The following is a 19,515-nucleotide window of genomic DNA, read 5'->3' on the forward strand; positions in this document are numbered from 1 at the left end:
TTTTTATATTCCTTTCTCTAAAAAATTCTCCGCACCGCCGATAAACTCCCGCACTGCAAACGATAAGTACTTATCCTTTTTCCAGATCATCCCGAGCTCCAAATTTACAGCAGATTCAGAGATAGGCAGAACAACGAGGTCCTGGCAGTTTATATTCTGACAGATTTTACTTGGCAGCATAGTGATCCCCAGTTTTCCTTCAACCATCCCCAGCAGGAAGTCCTTTTGTGAGCTTTCACAGACGATATTGGGCTGAAATCCGCTTTTCGAGCATTCCTCAATGATCAGGTCGTAAAGGGTGAAATCTTTCCGGTAGAGTATAAAGGGCTCATTTGCCAAATGTGAAAAGTGCACCTCACTTTTTGATGCCAGCGGATGTTCTCGGTGAACAATGAGCATTAAAGGGTCCTTTAAAACATTAATAATTTCAAAGCTGCTGCCTTGTGCAGGCACTGTGCAAATAAGACCAATATCCAATGTTCCATCGTCTACTCCCTTTTTTATTTTCTTTGTGCCAACCTCTGTTAATTTAATTTCGATCAATGGGAATTTTTCTTTATATTGGCTGATGAGCTTTGAAAAAAAAGCTGCTCCTACAATAGGAGGGATGCCAATTTTGATTTCACCGCTCTTCAGCTCCGTAACATCTGTTAACTCCAAAGTCAGGTTTTTAAATGCCTCCAGCACTTTCTTTGCATTGATCAGCACCGCTTTTCCCGCATCCGTTAATTCAAGCTGCTTCGATGACCGGTAAAAAAGCGGCACTCCCAGTTCGCCTTCGAGGTTTTTTATGGCTTTGCTGATGGACGGCTGGGTGACATGCAGGGTCTGGGATGCTTTTGTGAAGCTTAAGTGGTGAGCTACTTCAGCAAAATATTCCAAATGCCGTATATCCAAAGATATCACCCCTTCATATAACCAAAAGGCATAATGATTATAGTTTATATGTATTTCATTTATGGATACCACTCATTATATAATAATCTACAACAATATAATACTGAAAATTGACAATATTCAATTTGGGGAGATGGTTAAGATGGATCTGCAGAAAGAATCTTTATTGCTTCATGAGAAGTTTCAAGGGAAGTTATCAATTGATGTGAAAATGCCGCTGAACAGCATGAAGGATTTAAGTTTAGCCTATTCCCCAGGAGTAGCAGAGCCGTGCCGAAAAATTCATGACAAGCCTGAGAAAGTCTATGATTATACAATAAAAGGCAATTTAATCGCCGTTGTCTCTGACGGAACATCGGTGCTGGGGCTTGGCGATATTGGCCCTGAAGCCTCTATGCCCGTCATGGAGGGGAAGGCTGCACTATTTAAAGCTTTTGCAGGAATTGATGCCGTTCCGATTTGCCTTGATACGAAGGATCCCGAAGATATTATTAATACAGTCAAGCTGCTGCAGCCTTCCTTTGGCGGCATCAACCTGGAAGATATCGCGGCACCTAATTGCTTTTACATTGAAGAACGCCTTAAGCAGGAAATGAATATTCCCGTCTTTCATGATGACCAGCATGGAACAGCAATCGTAACGGCTGCCGGTTTAAAAAACGCTTTAAAGCTTGTTGATAAACAAATGGATAAAATAAAAATTGTTATCAATGGGGCAGGTGCCGCAGGAATCGCGATTATCAAACTGCTCCTCAATATGGGTGTTAAAGATATCATCATGTGCGATACAAAGGGAGCGATTTATGAAGGAAGGCAGGAGCGAATGAACCCTGTGAAAGAGTCTGTGGCGAAAATCACCAATCAGGATAAACGCCAGGGACCGCTTGAAGAGGTTATAATTGGAGCTGATGTGTTCATCGGGGTTTCATCTGCAGGAGCTTTAACAAAGGAAATGGTCCAGACAATGAGTCAGGATTCCATTATTTTCGCCATGGCAAATCCGGTTCCTGAAATCATGCCGGAAGAGGCGAAGGAGGCAGGGGCTATAGTGGTAGGAACAGGACGATCTGATTTGCCTAACCAGGTGAACAATGTCCTCGCATTCCCGGGGATTTTCAGAGGAGCTTTGGACGTAAGGGCTACTGAAATTAATGAAGAAATGAAGATGGCAGCTGTCGAAGCCATCGCCGGATTAATCGACGCTGCAGACTTATCACCAGATTATGTTATCCCAGGACCGCTCGACAGCAGAGTTGTCCCGGCTGTAAAGGATGCAGTAGTAAAAGCCGCCCAGGAAACCGGTGCTGCCCGGATCGAAATCTTAAAGAGCGAGACGATAAGCCAATAGACTGAAATTTGTATACGGAGGCATGTTCAAGCGAAGTAAATCATAATATCCAAAGTATCAAGCTGCTGGTTTTGCCAATGGATTTATTTTATCACTTTCGTCACTCTGAATTAATGGCTGTTTTCTTAAGGTTCTATGTTTCTAAGTGGTTAACTAAGTTTAACTGCTGAGTTGATTGAAGAGGAGGACACTTCTCCTGCGGGAGGAGAGGGAGCGGGAGACCCCGCAGGCGTTGCCGAGAAGGCTCTCGTCCCTCCCCGCGGAAAGCAAGTGTCCCGTGCTGAAATCAACGGACAACCTTAAAATTACCTATCTTTAGAAAAGAGCAAATTAATTTTAAAAAGGAGATTGATACCGATGAAAGTATACGAAGTAATCGAGACGCAGGAGATGTTCCGTGGTGAAATCATTGAAGACTATTATATTATTTATGAGCAAACAGAAAACAAAGTTTTTGAAAATCGAAACAATCATCTGTTTCAGCAGGAAAGATTTTTAGAAGAGACAGTTAATGTTTTTAAAGGAAACCCGCACTCCACCCTAAAAAAAGTAAAAGCCTATCCCATTCGCCACCTTGCATCTGGAGATATCCGCGAAACAATTAGAAATGACTTTCCGGACCTCTTTAAGAAACTGAACAGGTCTCCGGCATAATAACAGGCAGCCTCTATTTGATGGAGGCTGTCCTTTTTTATAAAACCCCATAATGGAAAAATAACTTATCTATCTGTATGATGGTATAACAGTAAAAAGAAAACTTCTGCACGGCAGTTTTTCCGTGAAAAATAGGGAATAATCCAGATGAGAACTTATTAGAGGGGTGGAGCAATGATTCAATTTGACAATGTGTCAAAACAGTATGGGAATGGAACCAAGGCAGTTGATTCAATTAATTTACATATAAAAGAAGGCGAGTTCTTCGTTATTATCGGTCCGAGCGGTTCTGGAAAAACAACCGTTCTGAAGATGATTAATAGATTGATTCCTTTGACATCAGGAACGATATCCATCAAAGGCAAACGGATAAGTGATTATGACATTCATGAGCTCCGTTGGGATATCGGCTATGTCCTCCAGCAGATTGCTCTTTTTCCTCATATGACAATTGCGGAGAACATTGCAATTGTACCCGAGCTAAAGAACTGGGAACAGGGAAAAATCAAAGAACGGATTCATGAGTTATTGGAAATGGTCGGATTGGAGCCTGACATATACCGCAGCAGAAGGCCGCATGAACTCTCAGGGGGACAGCAGCAAAGAGTCGGAGTAACAAGAGCCCTGGCCGCCAATCCGCCCATCATCCTGATGGACGAGCCTTTTAGTGCGCTGGATCCCATAAGCAGGGAAAAGCTACAGGACGACCTAATCCATCTTCAGAAAAAAATAGAGAAGACAATCGTCTTTGTCACACATGACATGAAGGAAGCTTTAAAGCTCGGTGACCGCATTTGTGTCATGAAGGACGGGAATATCGTGCAAGTTGGCACTCCAGAGGAGCTTCTTGCTAACCCGGAGGATGAATTTGTCCGGCAGTTTGTCGGGAAAGAGCGGGGACCGTACATGGAGGGATTCAGCCTTGAAGATATCCTGCTTCCGATTTCAGAAACCGAACAGAAGGGGGCAGTTATTTCCGTCTCAGCTTCACTGGAAGAAACGCTTCGTTTATTGGCCGCTCATGATGAACTTGCTGTGGAAGAGGGAGGAAACATCATTGGAATAGTTAACAGGCAGGCTTTTATACGTAATCTGGCTGGCAGCATGAAGAAAGAGGTGAGGTCATGAATACCTTCAGCTCTGTTCTTAATGAGAGGAAAGGGCAATTATTAAGTGTACTTATAGAGCATATACAGATTTCGCTAATTGCTTTGTTTTTTGCCGTCCTAATTGCGATCCCGCTTGGAATTTATCTGGCTAACAAACAAAAAATAGCAGAGGGGATCATTGGAGTGACGGCAGTATTGCAGACTGTTCCCTCATTAGCTTTGCTTGGTCTTTTAATTCCCTTTTTCGGCATTGGGAAAATCCCGGCTATTATCGCACTAGTCGTATATGCACTTCTGCCCATTCTAAGAAATACATATACAGGCATAAAGGAAGTGGATGATTCTATTATCGAAGCGGCAAGGGCAATGGGAATGAACAGGAGGAAAAGGCTCTTGAAGGTAGAGCTTCCTCTCGCCATGCCGGTGATAATGGCCGGAATCCGGACAGCTATGGTTTTAATTGTCGGAACGGCTACACTTGCAGCATTAATTGGAGCAGGAGGACTGGGAGACCTGATACTCCTTGGAATCGACCGGAATAATACGGCACTGATCGTTATTGGGGCTATACCTGCAGCCATATTGGCAATTCTTTTTGACATGCTGCTGCGCCGCTTCGAGCATATGTCATTTAAAAGATCGCTTACAGCGCTGGTGCTATTCATTTGTTCGATGATACTGGTTATGACAATCCCTTTACTGACAAATAAAACAGAAGAGAACCTTGTCATTGGCGGGAAGCTTGGTTCAGAACCGGAAATACTTATTAATATGTACAAATTACTGATTGAAAATGAAACCGACCTTAAAGTTGAGTTACAGCCTGGATTAGGAAAGACGTCGTTTGTCTTCAATGCGCTGAAATCAGGAAGCATCGATGTGTACCCTGAGTTTACCGGTACAGCCATTGCCGAATTTTTAAAAGAGACAGCGGTAAGCACCGACCGTGGAGAGGTTTATGAGCAGGCCAGAAAAGGAATGAAGGAACAATACGGCATGGAGCTGTTAGAACCGATGGCATACAATAATACCTATGCTTTGGCAGTTCCTAAGCAATTGGCCGAGGAATTTAGCCTGCAATCCATTTCAGATCTAAAAGCAGTCGAGCAAGACATAAAAGCTGGCTTCACCCTTGAATTCTCGGATCGGAAAGATGGCTATCGGGGCATTCAGGAGCTATATGGCCTAGATTTTCCAACTGTTTTAACCATGGAGCCTAAGCTGCGTTATGGAGCAATCGAAAAAGGAGAAATCAACCTGGTGGATGCTTATTCTACAGATAGTGAAATCGCAAGATATAACCTCACTGTCCTGGAGGATGACAAGAATCTGTTCCCTCCGTATCAGGGTGCACCATTGCTAAGAGCAGAAACAGTAGAGGAACACCCCGAATTGATTAGAGCCTTAAACAAACTGAGCGGTAAAATCAGTGACGATGAAATGCGTGAAATGAATTATAAAGTCAATGTTGAAGGGGCAAGTGCTGAAGAAACTGCCCGGGAGTATTTGGAGAAGGAGGAGCTTCTGAAGTAGTACTCGAAAACCGTCTGGAGAGAATCCGGGCGGTTTTTGCATGGAGAACTGTTTTAAATTATGCCCAATTATCATACACATTTCTTAATCGAACTTGTGCTTAAGGAGATGTTGGCATGCAATATGAGATGGAAAAAGCAAACCTGCTCGCTGAAAATATTAAGGACTTTCTTGCCTTTCTCGATAAAAATCTTGAAAGAAATATCTTTTATATGGACACTGACAAATTACATCAAATCAAATTGATTGCTGCAGACTTTAAGTTCCATATCCTCGCAGATGAGCTGTACAGAATCAATCGCTTTGTCTGGGACCCAAAGTACACAAATTATTTGGTGGACCGGTTTGTAAAAGGGCTCACCATTATTGATGAATATGTACATAGAAACTATAACAGCCTGTTTATGGTGACTGGAAGATTATATTCATTGAAGAATCTCAGTTCATTATTCAGCAAAGATTAAAGAGACAAAGCTGATCCTATTTTTCTGATTCCGAGGAGTTTTAGTGTGGAAGGAAATATTGCCTCTCTTAATTTTTCACTATTTGGATTATAATAGTTAAAGTTTATTCTTTTACTTTAAACAATTAGGGGTATGAAAAATGGAAAAGCACAAGATCTTAAAAATTCTGGAAAAAGAATTAGTGGTTGCCCTCGGATGTACGGAACCTGTTGCTATTGCACTTGCTGCAGCCACGGCAAAGAGCCATGCAAAAGGGGAAATAAAGGAGCTTTGCTTAAAAGCGAGCGGAAATATCATTAAAAATGCTAAGTCAGTCGGAATACCCGGCATGAATTCCTATGGTCTTGATTTCGCAGCGGCAATCGGCGCTGTGGCAGGGGACCCTGCAAGAAAGCTGGAAGTATTAGAGGGAGTGGGGCCAGAAGATGAACTTTTGGCGCTAAAACTTATTGAAGAAGGAAAAGTAATTTCCCTCCAGGCAGAGACGCCAAAAAGGCTCTATATCGAAGCGGTCTTAAAAACAGATATGCAGACTGCCAGAGTGGTAATCTCTGATAATCACAGCAATATTACTTTAATAGAGGTTGATGGCAAGGCTATCTACAAGGGCGGATGTGAAAATATAGGAATTCAATCGGAAGAAGATGAATTAATTGCACTCTCCATTGATGAGATATATGAATGGGTGCTTAATTCAGAAATCAGTTCCTTATCACTTGTTAAAAAGAGTATCGAGCTCAATCGGGTCATTGGAATGGAGGGCCTATCTGGCGAATATGGCCTAAAGGTAGGGAAAACGATAAAGAAAAATGTGAAAATGGGCATCTTGTCTGATGATATTGCCACTGCGGCAATGTCTTTGGCAGCAGCTGGATCAGATGCGAGAATGGCGGGCTCTACACTGCCTGTAATGGCGAATACAGGAAGCGGCAACCAGGGAATCGCAGTCACTCTTCCAGTTGTTGCAGCTGCAGAAAGGCTAAAGGTTTCTGAGGAAAAAATGATTCGGGCAGTGGCACTCAGTCATTTGATAACCATTCATATTAAATCTAAATTTGGCCGGCTTTCAGCACTATGCGGTGTAACTGCTGCAGGAATGGGGGCAAGTGCAGCCATCGTATATTTGCTGGATGGACAGCTTCAGCAAATTAAAGCAGCCATTCAAAACACAATAGGGAATGTTTCCGGAATGATCTGTGACGGAGCAAAAGCCGGCTGTGCCATGAAAGTATCTACCTGCTCCAATGTAGCTGTGCAGTCTGCCCTCCTTGCGCTCAACGATCAGGAAATCAAATCAACCGATGGATTTATTCACGATGACGTTGAAAAGAGCATCGAGAGTTTCTGTAAATTAGGAAATGAAGGAACCCGTCATACGGATGAGCTGATTTTAAAATTGATGATGGAGAAATAATCGAAAAGAAGGCCCTCTTTGTAAGAAAAGGGCCTTTTTGGTGCGCTAATTACGAAATCATCCCTCGTCGAAACATCTCCGCAATTGCCTGTGTCCGGTTTTGAGCCCCCAGTTTCCTTATAGCTGTTTTAATATACTGGTTGATGGTGACTTCACTGATCAACATGGAATCAGCCATTTCTTTGATGCTTTCTCCCCAGGAAATCCTTTTCATGACCTCCATTTCTCTTCTGCTTAATAGCCGGGCATCTTCTTTACCTTCTGTTTTTTCAAGGGTTTTTCCTACGTGTTGACCAAATTGGGTATAAGAAGAAAGCTGCTGATCAGAAATTTTTCCATGCTCATCAAATTCGTTTGTGCAAATATAGCCGATGGGAACGGCACCAAAGCAGATCGGGGTAGCCAGGAAGGAGTTGACATTGGAAGTTGTTATGTATTTGATGTTTATTTGCTTAAGGTACTCGATCCCAGAACAATATTTTGCTTTTCTTTCATAAAGGGCGGAGTAAATGAGCGGCAATGAACGAATATCATCCCTGATATCCCTGATATGAATTAATCCGTGGCACGTTAATGCGATGATTCCTTCACCAATAAAACCTAAAGGTGAATACCGGAATAAATAGGCGTTCTTTACAGGAAAAACGTTCATATAAACCTCTAGAATTTTATACAGCTTTTCCTCATGACTCTCGATATCTTCTAAATTCTGGATATTATCCAAAATGGTAGATCCTATTCCCATATAAACACCTTCCTTATAGGGATATTATATATAGAAAATTGTGAATATTCAATACAACTTAATGATAGTAAGCTTAAGTTAGAGTAAAATTTAAGTCCTGCCGGAGAGGAGGCATTTTTAAAAAGAAAAAATGTAATCGCTTTCAATATTTAATTATCTTGAGGAGGAAGAAAGTATGTCATCTATTCAAAAATCGAACTCTCACACGGATTTTGATGCTGTTGTCGTAGGGGCTGGTTTTTCTGGACTGTATATGCTGCATCGTTTGCGGGAGGCTGGTTTTTCCACCCGGGTATTTGAAGCAGGCGATAATGTCGGTGGGACATGGTATTGGAATCGGTATCCCGGCGCAAGATGCGATGTTGAAAGCATCTACTATAATTACACTTTTTCTGAGGAACTGCTGAAGGAATGGAACTGGTCTGCTAAATACGCCGAACAGCCAGAAATTCTAAGCTACATAAATTATGTAGCGGATAAGTTTGATCTGCGGCGTAATGTGCAGTTCAATACAAGGGTGCAATCCGCGCAATTTGACGAAAAGAAAAATAGGTGGAACGTTCATTTAAATAATGGTGAAAAGGTTTCTGCCCAATATTTTATTACAGCTGTAGGGTGCTTGTCAGCGTCCAATGTACCTAAATTTAAAGGGCTGGAAGACTTTAAGGGCGAATGGCATCATACAGGGCACTGGCCGCATGAAGGAGTGGATTTCCAGGGCAAGCGCGTTGGCATCATCGGCACAGGTTCCAGCGGTATCCAGGCAATCCCAGTCATTGCAAAAGAAGCCAGGCACCTGACCGTATTCCAGCGGACCCCGCAATATAGCAGTCCAGCCAGGAATACTCCGAATGATCCAGAATACCTGAAAAATATACGGAAAAATTACAGGGAAATCAGAGCAAAAATGCGCCATTCCATTACGGGCATCCCTGAGGAGCCAAGAAACATTTCTGTGTTTGATGAATCTCCTGAAGAGCGGCAAAAGGTTTTTGAAGAAGCCTGGAAAAAAGGAGGTCTGTTAAATCTTACTTACACATATAATGACTTGTCCATTACTCCGGAAGCCAATGAAATCGTAGCAGAGTTCATTCGCTCTAAAATCCGCGAAACAGTCAAAAAGCCTGAAGTGGCGGATAAACTCCTTCCGAGATTCTTTTATGGCACTAAACGGACCATCATTGATACAGATTATTTCGAGACCTATAACCGGGATAACGTATCGCTGGTGGATGTAAAGGAAGCACCGATTCAAGAGATCACCGCAACCGGCGTTAAGACTGCAGATGCTGACTATGAACTTGACATGATCGTGTTTGCTACAGGATTTGATGCGATGACCGGACCGCTGTTTAAGATGGATATCCGCGGAAAAGACGGCGTCTCCCTGAAAGAGAAATGGGCAGGCGGCTCCCATACTCGAACCTATCTTGGCCTTGGCACAGCAGGTTTCCCAAATATGTTCATGCTGACTGGACCTGAGAGTCCGTCCGTACTGAGCAATATGATGGTTTCGATTGAGCAGCATGTGGAATGGGTGTCTGATTGCATTAGCTATATGCGCGACCAGAACCAGGCTGTCATTGAAGTAAAGGAAGAGTCGGAAAATACATGGAGCAAGCACTGCCGTGAAATCGCCGACCAGACCCTATTTACGAAAACAGATTCCTGGTATATGGGAGCCAACATTGAAGGAAAAGCCCGCGGCTTCCAAATCTATCTTGGCGGTGTAGGAACCTACCGAAAGATTTGTGATGAAGTCGCCGAAAAAGGCTATGAAGGTTTTATCCTCAAAGCCTCTGAAAAAAGTGCTGTGAATTAAGTGGATGTTGATAAGGGCAGGCATTACACCTGCCCTGTCTATAATATATTAATAGGGGGAAAATAATAATGGCATTAGATCCGCAGGCAAAATTTTTATTGGAACAAATGGAAGCAGCAGGAGCTCCGCCGATGAGCCAGCTATCACCAGAGGAAGCCAGGCTCACTACAGATTTCAGAGCTCTGGCTGGAGAACCTGAGGAAGTAGGAAAGATTGAAAATAGAAATATTGCGGGACCAGGAGGAGAGATACCTGTCCGAATTTATACTCCTAAAGGAGAAGGCCTATTTCCCGCACTCGTCTACTATCACGGCGGCGGCTGGGTAATCGGTGACCTGGAGACAGTAGAGGTTCCTTGCCGGCTTTTAACGAACCTGGCGAATTGCGTGGTCGTTTCTGTGGATTACAGATTGGCTCCGGAACATAAATTTCCTGCGGCTGCGGATGATTCGTATGCTGCAGTCAAATGGGTGGCTGAAAATGCAGCATCCATTGGAGTGGATCCAAGCCGCATTGCCGTCGGCGGCGACAGTGCAGGCGGAAACCTTGCAGCAGTTGCTGCCCTCATGGCAAGAGACAAGGGCGAAATCTCAATTGCCTATCAGATGCTGATTTACCCTGTAACCAACCATTCCTATGCAACAGAATCCTATACTGAAAATGCAGACGGCTATCTGTTAACGAAAGACAGCATGGAATGGTTCTGGAATCATTATTTGCGGAATGAAGAGGATGGGAAAAATCCATATGCCTCTCCACTGCAGGCAAAAGACCTAAGCGGACTGCCGCCTGCATTAGTGTTAACGGGTGAGTTTGACCCGCTGCGAGACGAAGGGGAAGCCTACGCTGAACGCTTAAAAGAAGCAGGCGTCCCGGTTGAAGCCAAACGATATGACGGCATGATCCATGGCTTCTTCTGGATGCCAGGTGTGCTGGAGCAGGGAAGAAAATCGATTGAGCAGGCGGCAGATGCCTTAAAGCGTGTGTTCCAAGGGAGTGTCGCTTCGAAATAATATTTGCAGATAGGACACTTCTAATTGAAGGAGTGTCCTTTTTTTTGTGTTAGTTTTGTCAATTAATTACTTGATAGATTTTCTGAAGAGTTCATGTCGAGGGAAAGAATGCGGACGCCATGGAGCATTCATAAAGACGAAAACGGAAGGGAGGAAAAGAAAATGGTCGCCATGGATCATTTATAACGACGAAAATGCAAGCTAGTAAAAGAAAACGGTCGCCATGGATCGCACATGACAAAAATAAAAAAAGTAAGGAAAAGAAATGGTCGCCATAAAGCCCAAGAAAAAAGTTTCACCCAATAACTCGCCCCCATCGCCCATTTGGGGTAATCAATATCCCATTCTTCCAAATTTATACTTTTCTCCTGCCTATCAAGATGCTCTTTATCCTATTTTCAAGATAAATACCACCAGAAAGTAAGAAATTTAGTAGTAATGTACCTCTTTTATTACCCCAATTTACTGCTCACATCTCTGCCCTTTAAGATGAGTATAGTGAGTATTCTTACTTTTCTATCAATTAAAGAGCAGGAGGAAAAATATGAAGTCACGCAATAATCTATTAAAAGGGGCTATAGCTGCAAGTTTATTATTCACTGCTTCCATTCCATTTAATGTGCTTGCACAGAAGCCGGAGATCACGGTGGACGAAGCGGAAAAAATCTTAAATGGCCTCTCGAAAGAACAAAGAGATGCTCTAGAACAGCTTGAGATAGGGCCGGGATTCATTATTTCCCCTGAAGTAAATACCACCACTCCTGAGCTGTTCGAAGTCATTGTGGAGTTTAACCAGGCTCCTGCAAAGGTGGAGGTAAAGAAAGAAGCTTTAAAGAACAAAAAACTTTCTCTTTCTTCAGCTAAAGAAAAAGTAGAGAAATCCCACAGTGAATTCAAAGCACATGTTGGCAAGCTGAAGGCTAATAAAAGCAGTTCATTGTATGATGCCGGTAAAATTGAAGTAAAACGAGAATACAGGAATGCCTTCAATGGTGTTTCTATGACTCTCCCAGGTATAGCAGTGGAAGAACTCCTGCAATCTGGCGCAGTAAAACGAATTTGGAGCAATGCACAGGTCCAGCTGGATCTTCCTTCAGTAGAGCAATCTAAAATAAAGCCGAAGATGGCAGACAGCATTCCGCAAATCGGTGTTGATAAGCTTCACGATGAAGGGGTTACCGGAAAAGGAATCAAGGTGGGAGTTCTGGACACAGGAATTGATTATTCGCACCCTGACTTAACAGATTCTTATAAAGGGTACCGGGCGGAAAACGGACAAGATCCGAAAGCATTCGATCCTGCCTCTGTGAAAGGCTGGGATTTTATCAATAATGATGCAGACCCAATGGAAGCGACCTATGATGAATGGAAAGCGGCGAACAGGCCTGAGTTTCTAAATGGTTCTGCTTATTATACTTCCCATGGTACGCATGTCTCCGGCACAATTGCTGCGCAAAAAGACAATGCAGTTGATTATGCTGTTAAAGGAGTGGCGCCTGATGTAGATTTATTTGCTTACAGAGTTCTCGGTCCGTATGGCTCAGGTACAACAGATGGAGTGCTGGCAGGCATTGATAAAGCTGTTGAGGATGGCATGGACGTAATTAATTTATCCCTAGGTGCTAGTGTAAATGACCCTTTATATCCTACTTCAGTGGCGATTAATAACGCGATGCTCTCAGGTGTGGTTTCCGTTGTAGCAGCAGGAAATGCGGGCCCAAGCGAAAAGACGCTTGGATCGCCAGGTACGAGTGCGTTTGGGATTACGGTAGGTGCGAGTGATGCAGCCATTTCCATTCCGGCTTTTAAAGCCAGTGCAGGTGACAAGGTTTTTAAATCTATGAAATTACTTGCCAAGAATTTTTCTGATGACTTGAAAATGCTGGAAGGCAAATCGTATCCTGTTGTGTTTACTGGATTGGGTAAACCAGGAGATTTTACAGGGAAAGAGTTAGCTGGCAGAATTGCATTAATTGAACGCGGAGAGCTGACATTTGAGGAAAAAGTGAAAAATGCAAAAAATGCAGGCGCGGCAGCTGTCATCATTTTTAATAACACTGAAGGTGAAATCCCTGCCTACATAGGAGAAAACACCAAATATATCCCAACGTTCCAGCTTACAAAGGGAGATGGAGACTATTTAAAAGAGAATCCTGAAGTATCTCTCACCTTTAATCAGCTTGCTGAAGTTAAAACGGAAGGAGATTCTCTTGCAGACTTCAGCTCAAGAGGGCCCGTTAACAGCAATTATGATATAAAGCCGGATCTAGTGGCCCCAGGGGTCTCCATATTCTCCACTTATCCGGAATTCATGAATCACCCGGAAGAGGGACAGGATTATAGCTCTGCCTACGCGAGGCTGAACGGAACCTCTATGGCGACTCCTCACATAGCGGGTGTGGCGGCACTTATGCTTCAGCAAAATCCAGACTTGGATCCATTCGCTGTTAAAACGGCTATGATGAACACATCTGATGACTTGAAAAGCGATTACTCAGTATATGAAGTGGGGGCTGGCCGGGTAGATGCCTATCAGGCTGTTCATTCGGACATATCTTTCAAAGTAATGGATCAAACCGATCATATAGAAAACGGAGAATATATCCAAGTAGATGAGATTACTGGTTCCATCAGCTACGGCACCCATTACTTTAACAATGAGGATATCGAGGACAGCCGAAGCATTCAAGTGGCGAATAATAGTAAACAGGATCAATCATTGAGAGTAGAAGTGGAATATCATGCAGCCCGGGAAGGTGTACAGGACGGAATTAAAAATGAAATTAAAGTCAATGTCCCTGAATCGCTGACAATCGAAGCAGGAAAAACAGAACAAATTAAGGCTGGAATTGTCATTCCAAAATCGGCTGAAATCGGCCGCTATGAAGGCTATATTCATGTGGTTAATCAGGCAAATCCAAATGACCGCTATCAAATTCCTTTTGCCATAAGAGTGACAGACAAAGGAATTGCCTATGCCGAGCCGCTTTCACCTTCTGTTACAACAGATACGCCATTCCATCAATATTATGCACCAGGTTCTCACTTTGTCTTTAAGTTTAAAAGCCCGATGGAAACGTTTGACCTGATTATCAAAGATGCCAAAACAGGCGAAGCTATTGGGCTCGTAGGAAGCTATGACGGCAGCCAGGCAGCCCCTGATAAGGAATACCTGATCTTTTTTGGACACAGGGGACTTGTTTATCCATTCACCGGGAATAAGAAGCAGCCAATAGCTGATTACATTCAAAAACTGCCAGAGGGAGATTATGTACTTGATCTGATTAGCCGGGATTCAGAAGGGAAAAGTTATCACTACGAGAGTGTTGGTATCGTAGATAATACCCCGCCGGAAGTGGATCTGGATATTGAACCGGGAGTCATCGAAATAAATGATGGCATGTTAACCGATGAAGACGGCCATCACGCATTCTGGGTACATGGAAATATTACAGATAAAACAGTTGACCTGCTGCAGTCAAAAGGAATGGATTTTACTCAAAAAACCAATACAGCTGCTTACTATGAAAATGGCAGCCCATTTATTAGCGGATTCCTGAAGCTTGAAGATGATGGCACTTCAAAATTTGGTGTGCTGCCGGTAGAATATGAAGCCAGACCTTATCAGTTAAAGCTATTCCCTTGGGATATGGGCACAGCGGTGAACACATTTTCAAGTCCTCAATATGTGTTCATGAAGGAAGGCACCGAACATGCGACCAGCCGATTTGATAAGAGCAGTGTAGCGCTGAATGATGAGATTACCATGACCCTTGATTTAAATAATGTGAATAAATTTATTTCAGGTTCATTTGAGGTGCAGCCTTTCCTCAATTTCTTTGAATTCGAGAAAGTTAAGGTGAATCCAAAGCTTCAAAAATTTGCAGATGAAGAAGGAATTTCTATTGAATTGGATGAACCTGTTGTTACCCAATCAGGAGTAAAGGTCGGAGCATCGCTTTCAAAAGCTGATTTCGAGGGCATTAGCGGGGATATGCCATTCCTTGATGTTACCTTTAAGGTAGCAGATGATACAAATTATGCAAGATACTCTTCCATTGGTTTAAAGGAGTTATCTTATAAAAAACAGGGAGAAAGTGGAGAAACAAAAATTCCTGCATATAGCTTGAACCATTTTGAATTCAATTCCTCACATTCAAGAATAACCGGTAATATAGCTCCGGAAGCTTTCTTAACCTCTGGAGGCTGGATTGATAACAAATACGATTTTACCAAGCTTAAGGCAAAGGTCTTCGCCAAAGCTGCAAATGGAAAGATATATGAGGGAACATTGGACAGCAAGGGCCTCTTTGAAGTGATTGTACCAGCAGATAAAAAAGCTTATACCGTCTATGTCGAGGTGCCTGGCCATATGGCTGAATATAAGAATGTAATGGCAAGCATTGAAAAAGAGGGAGAGCAGCAAGGCCTGTATGTAAGAATTAACCCCGAAGATAACCTTGCAGGGGATGTTACCCAGGATCAGATTGTCGATATCCGGGATCTGAAAGAAGCAGTTGATAATTATGGCAAGAAAGCCCCTAAAAATCCACATCTCGATATTAACCAGGATGGGGTGGTCGATGAAACAGATGTCAGATGGATTGAAAAGAATTTCTTAACGAAAGGCTCATTAGCAGGAAAAGGAAATCAGCCGAAAGAAACAATCGGGAAAAAACGCCTTGAGGATTTCCTTAAAATGATTGGATTGGAGCCAAAAGAAAAATAAGAATTGCACAGAAGGCAGGAGACACGTTCTCCTGCCTGTTTCTATTAACCTATAGAAAATCACTGGTAATTTCACTATAATAATAGAAAATTTAATACCGAGGTGCAGCATGATCATTGGGAAAATAATTAAGTTTTACAGGGAAAGAGAGGGTCTAACTCAGGGTCAGCTGGGAGAAGGGATTTGTTCAGTAACCCATTTGAGTAAAATTGAACGGGGAATTACCGAATACTCCGGGGAAATTACACACCTCCTGGCCAGGAGGCTCGGCATTAATCCCGAGGAGGAAATACTTCGATATCATCAGCTTGCAAAGAGGCTGGATGAATGGCATGAGAGCATGATTATGCAGCGAATACAGGAATCTGAACAGATAAAAAAGGAACTGCAGTCTGAAAAACTGATTCATATGCCTGATTTTCAGACTCTATACGGCCTGCTGTCAGCCAGGTACTATTTATCTGTGAGTGAATTGGAGTCAGCATCAAAATTGATCTCGGAGTTTAATAAAACTTCCGCTGCCTTTTCGCCTCATGACGCGAATCTGTTGAAGCATATCCAGGGCATTTATTACTTTCTTACAGGCCAATACCGTGACTGTATCAGCTGTTTAACTTCCATTGACAGAGATCAGTATACCTATGAAGAATACTATTACCACTTAGCGATTGCTTACCATTCCATCCATTCAAATATAACAGCCTATTATTATGGGAAAAAGGCTCTTCAATATTTTCAAAGAACCTTAAACATTCTCCGCATTATCGACACAGAAATGCTGCTGATTGTTCAGCTAAATGCCAAAGAACTACATGATTTTAATGAAACAAAGGAAAAATATGAACAATTAATTAAGTTATGTGATGCATGTAATTCAGGTGACCGGAAATCCAAGCTTTATCATAATTTGGGATTCGAATATTTTCGCCGAAAGAAATACAGGGAATCTGCAGGCCTTTATGAAGAAGCGCTTAAGCTTACGGCCGAAAATGCTCCTCACTATTTAACTGCTTTAGATGGATACATCCATACATGTTATAAAGGAAAACTTCAGGCCGGCAGTGAGCTGATAAAATTAGCTGAAGAAGGCATGGAGAGGGCAAAAGCAGCTGATTCATATACCTGGATTTATTTTCAGCTTCATCTTCATCTATTGAAAAAAGAAGAACAGCAATACTATCAATTTATTGAGGAAACAGCCTTGCCGTACTTTAAAAAAATTGGCTATGGCATTTTAATCGACCATTATGAGAAAAAGCTTTTCCACTTTTACTCAGAAAAAGGCGAGGCTCTAAAAGCAATTGAGCTCGCACGTTCTTTTATACATAAACAGAAAAGCTATTATGATCACCAGTAGACTTTTTTCGAGCTGAAAAAAATGAGACTGCATTGTTATGCTGTCTCATTTTTCATTGACTGTTTATGCATCCTTCTCTGAAACATTTTCGCATTTGTTCCTATATAAACACCTGTCAGAACAAATGCTGCCCCTATTCCATGAGCCATAGTGAATGTTTCACCCAAAAAGACCGTAGCCATGATAACGGCGGAAACAGGCATCACATTAATAAAAATGGAGGCCTTGGCCGCACCGACCTCTTTAATTCCGTTATAATACATGACAAATGAAACCACGGTAACAAAAATGCTCATATGGGCAATAGCAATCCATGTCATAATGCTGGCTTGCTGGATATCCATCCAAGATGTTTCAGCAGAAGCGAATGGCAATAGAAATAAGGTTCCATAGGCAACTGCATAAGTGGTGGATTCCACTGAGCTGAATTTTTTCAAAACCACTTTCCCCACAACACTATAGATGGCCCAGCTGACCACAGCTCCTAGCAATACGAAGTCAATGGGTTCAAAGCCATATTGGAAAAGAGTAAGTAAATGGCCATCTGTAATAATAAACACTACACCTGTCAAAGCAACGGCCATTCCAATGATATGATTTTTTGTTATCTTCTCTTTTAGAAATAACCCTGATAAAAGGACAATCAGCACCGGGTTTGAAGCAATAAATAATGAACTTTTAATCACGGGCGCATGCTTTGTGGCCAGGAAAAAACAAATATTATATAAGGCAATTCCGGTCAGGCCCAAAAGAGCAAACAATCCATGATCTCTCATATTCGGTCGTTTCCGGTCTTTTTCCATGATCCACATGAGCGGAAAAAGCAGGATGGCAGCTCCCAAAAACCGCAAAAAAGCAACTGTTGCAGGTTCAAAGCTTTGAACAGCAAACTTGCCGGCAATAAAAGCGCTGCCCCATGTAGCAGTAGCCAAAGTCAGCATTCCATAAATAAGCCATAATCTCTTTTTCAAACGACTCGCCTTCATTTCTGTAAAATTTTATAAATAGTATTATAACACCTTTTTCGGAAGGCGAAATAGTTAATTTTTATTAAAGATTTGTCAATTTTAACTTTAGGAAAAAAGAAAGTGGGGAATATGTTGGGTTTTGTCATATTTTATCGATTTAAAGTGTAAAACAGTTCCTTATTCCCAATCACTTTGCCAAAATTAAAAAAATGATCTCTTGAATTAGCGGAAAATTCATTCTTTTTTCTCTGTCAAGGGACAAGCCCATCCCTTATCATTTCTTTAGAGTCCCGAAGAAAGGGGCTAAATAGAAAGGATGAAATACATATGAGGAAATCGGCAGGGAAAATCGCATTGCTGACAGCATTTCTTGTTATGCTGTTCTCCACACTTTCCTTTGCGGCAAACGTACCAGGAGGGCCATCTACAAATGGAAACACAAGTATTAACAGCATGCTCTCCTACGAAGATGTCGTGAAAACGCTTAAAAGCATTGAACAGACAAGCAAGGGGAAAGTGGAAGTTTTTACACTCGACCGCTTCGGCAAATCTGAGCAGGGCAGAAGCATTTATGTCGCCAAGGTTGGAACCGGGGAAAAGAAAATCTGGATTCAGGCTCAAATCCATGGTAATGAAAAGCTGGTTACTGAGGCAGCGCTTCAGCTGTTAAAAACTTATGCGAGCAACTCTTCCAAAGAGGTACAGACCGTTCTGGAAGAGTCCACACTATACTTCATTCCAATGTACAATCCGGATGGAGCAGAAATGAATACTCGCGGTACAAAGGTTATGGAGACTGGACAATTACTGGATTTGAATCGGGATTGGGCAGCTGAAGGCGGCTTTAAAGCCAATGAGTCTAAAGTTGTTTATTCCTATTGGGCAGAATTGAAACCTGACTTTGCGATCGATTTGCATCATCAAGGATTAAAACAGATTTATGGAACAAATGAAGCAACTTCATTTTCACTCGGTATTTCCCTTGCGCCGAATGGACCAACATTGCCTGCATACAAAAACTACAATGATGTAACAAGACAGATGTTGGCATATGTCTATGATGAAATGAACGGATACGGCTATACTCATATTGACCGCTACCAGATTGTTGATAGTGAAAAACAAGTAGGCTACGATATCGACATTAAAGGCGGAGTCGTATCAGCTATGATGATGGGATTGAATTTTAATGGTTTAAACCCGGAAAATCACAGCCATCCAGCAGTATTTTTTGAAACGAAAGGCAATTCAAGCGATGGCAGCCTGGGGCAGAAATCGAATGGATATTTAACAAAACAAAACTATTTAGCTTTAAAATCCTTGATATATGGCTATGTTACAGGAGAAGTAAATGATGTGGATCCTGAGAGTTGGAATAGAATCCCGTCTTATCCCTTAGCAGGTTATTGGACAGATTATAATGGGATTGTTCCTGCGGAATCATCAGGATTTTAAGTTAATA

14 protein-coding genes are annotated in these 19,515 nt (G+C 42.2%); 11 read left to right on the forward strand and 3 right to left on the reverse strand.

The features are described from left to right. Positions 1-3 precede the first annotated feature (3 nt). Entirely contained in the window at positions 4-897 is an 894-nt protein-coding gene (locus tag ACR42H_RS10995; protein WP_436376126.1) for a LysR family transcriptional regulator, read from the reverse strand. A 142-nt stretch (positions 898-1,039) separates the two neighbouring features. Here ACR42H_RS10995 and ACR42H_RS11000 point away from each other — a divergent pair, with 142 nt between their 5' ends. The 6 genes from ACR42H_RS11000 to ACR42H_RS11025 all read left to right on the forward strand — a co-directional run bounded on the left by ACR42H_RS11000 (position 1,040) and on the right by ACR42H_RS11025 (position 7,419). After that, the gene (locus ACR42H_RS11000; RefSeq protein WP_436376128.1) at positions 1,040-2,245 is read left to right on the forward strand and encodes an NAD(P)-dependent malic enzyme; all 1,206 of its coding nucleotides are present in this window, start codon (positions 1,040-1,042) and stop codon (positions 2,243-2,245) included. Between the two features lie 357 nt (positions 2,246-2,602). Then, a complete protein-coding gene (locus ACR42H_RS11005) occupies positions 2,603-2,899 on the forward strand; it encodes a hypothetical protein (protein WP_436376130.1) in 297 nt (98 codons plus the stop codon). Positions 2,900-3,073: 174 nt separating this feature from the next. Continuing rightward, positions 3,074-4,027: an ABC transporter ATP-binding protein gene (locus ACR42H_RS11010; protein WP_436376132.1), complete on the forward strand. Its 954-nt coding sequence runs from the start codon at positions 3,074-3,076 to the stop codon at positions 4,025-4,027. Beyond that, positions 4,024-5,541, forward strand: coding sequence for an osmoprotectant update ABC transporter permease/substrate-binding subunit OpuFB (opuFB, locus tag ACR42H_RS11015; protein ID WP_436376134.1), 1,518 nt, complete (start codon positions 4,024-4,026; stop codon positions 5,539-5,541). Before ACR42H_RS11010 ends, opuFB begins: the two co-directional genes overlap by 4 nt. Before the next feature lie 116 nt (positions 5,542-5,657). Further along, complete coding sequence (locus ACR42H_RS11020) at positions 5,658-6,005, forward strand: hypothetical protein (RefSeq protein WP_113884013.1); 348 nt, start codon at positions 5,658-5,660, stop codon at positions 6,003-6,005. Positions 6,006-6,144: 139 nt separating this feature from the next. Beyond that, positions 6,145-7,419 carry a serine dehydratase subunit alpha family protein gene (locus tag ACR42H_RS11025; RefSeq protein ID WP_113884012.1) on the forward strand — a complete coding sequence of 425 codons (1,275 nt, stop codon included), beginning with the start codon at positions 6,145-6,147 and terminating at the stop codon, positions 7,417-7,419. 49 nt (positions 7,420-7,468) lie between these two features. Here the strand turns inward: ACR42H_RS11025 and ACR42H_RS11030 are convergent, their stop codons facing one another. Beyond that, the gene (locus ACR42H_RS11030; protein ID WP_113884011.1) at positions 7,469-8,164 is read right to left on the reverse strand and encodes a response regulator transcription factor; all 696 of its coding nucleotides are present in this window, start codon (positions 8,162-8,164) and stop codon (positions 7,469-7,471) included. 175 nt (positions 8,165-8,339) lie between these two features. Between ACR42H_RS11030 and ACR42H_RS11035 the strand changes: the two genes are divergently transcribed. From ACR42H_RS11035 to ACR42H_RS11050, 4 genes are all read left to right on the forward strand, one after another. Next, positions 8,340-9,986 (forward strand): flavin-containing monooxygenase, encoded by a 1,647-nt coding sequence (locus ACR42H_RS11035; protein ID WP_436376136.1) that lies wholly within the window; start codon positions 8,340-8,342, stop codon positions 9,984-9,986. A 68-nt stretch (positions 9,987-10,054) separates the two neighbouring features. Continuing rightward, positions 10,055-10,999, forward strand: a complete 945-nt coding sequence (locus ACR42H_RS11040) for an alpha/beta hydrolase (protein ID WP_436376138.1) — start codon at positions 10,055-10,057, stop codon at positions 10,997-10,999. Between the two features lie 544 nt (positions 11,000-11,543). Continuing rightward, entirely contained in the window at positions 11,544-15,728 is a 4,185-nt protein-coding gene (locus ACR42H_RS11045) for a S8 family serine peptidase (protein ID WP_436376140.1), read from the forward strand. A gap of 109 nt (positions 15,729-15,837) precedes the next feature. Beyond that, the gene (locus ACR42H_RS11050) at positions 15,838-17,085 is read left to right on the forward strand and encodes a helix-turn-helix domain-containing protein (protein ID WP_436376142.1); all 1,248 of its coding nucleotides are present in this window, start codon (positions 15,838-15,840) and stop codon (positions 17,083-17,085) included. A 35-nt stretch (positions 17,086-17,120) separates the two neighbouring features. Here ACR42H_RS11050 and ACR42H_RS11055 read toward each other — a convergent pair whose 3' ends face one another. Further along, a complete protein-coding gene (locus ACR42H_RS11055) occupies positions 17,121-18,026 on the reverse strand; it encodes a DMT family transporter (RefSeq protein WP_113884099.1) in 906 nt (301 codons plus the stop codon). A gap of 354 nt (positions 18,027-18,380) precedes the next feature. On the opposite strand from ACR42H_RS11055, the gene ACR42H_RS11060 reads away from it, so the two are divergent. Beyond that, positions 18,381-19,508 carry a M14 family zinc carboxypeptidase gene (locus tag ACR42H_RS11060; protein ID WP_436376143.1) on the forward strand — a complete coding sequence of 376 codons (1,128 nt, stop codon included), beginning with the start codon at positions 18,381-18,383 and terminating at the stop codon, positions 19,506-19,508. Positions 19,509-19,515 lie beyond the last annotated feature (7 nt).

This window comes from Cytobacillus sp. BC1816, assembly GCF_051353635.1.
GTDB lineage: Bacteria > Bacillota > Bacilli > Bacillales > Cytobacillaceae > Cytobacillus > Cytobacillus oceanisediminis_C.